Source organism: Frateuria defendens (assembly GCF_001182895.1).
In the GTDB taxonomy this organism is placed as follows: domain Bacteria; phylum Pseudomonadota; class Gammaproteobacteria; order Xanthomonadales; family Rhodanobacteraceae; genus Frateuria_B; species Frateuria_B defendens.
Genome location: NZ_LFQR01000070.1, coordinates 1 through 460, shown reverse-complemented (window position 1 = coordinate 460; position 460 = coordinate 1). Strand labels below are relative to the sequence as shown.

The 460-nt window shown below is 63.9% G+C and carries 1 pseudogene; it reads left to right on the top strand.

The features are described from left to right. Window positions 1-460, top strand: a pseudogene (locus ACH65_RS20300) (TonB-dependent receptor); the annotation flags it as partial.

Sequence of the window (460 nt, the reverse complement as noted above, 5' to 3'; positions counted from 1 at the left end):
AACGGCGACGGCAAGAAGTATGCGGCCCAGCGCCATCAGTTGGCACCGCGTCTGGGCGTGTCGTGGGACGTGTTCGGCGACTCCACCTTGAAGGTGTATGCGAACGCAGGCCGTTACCATCTCGCTATGCCAAATAACGTGGCGGTGCGCGGTGCTTCCGGCTCGCTGATCACCAGCCAGTATTTCACCTACACTGGCGTTGATCCGCGCACGGGGGCTCCGACTGGCCTGAGCCCTGTCGCTGTGGATCTGGGCAACCAGTATGTATGCCCGAACAGCGGTGGTGCGGTGTCGTCCAATCTGGAGTGCGGTACTGCGCCGGATCCCCGCACCGTGGCGGCCAAGGGACTGAAGTCGCACTTCCAGGACGAGTACATCCTGGGCATGGAGCAGCAGATTACCCCGGCCTTCGTGTGGGGCGCCAAGGCCACCGTGCGCAAGCTGCGCAGCGCCATCGACG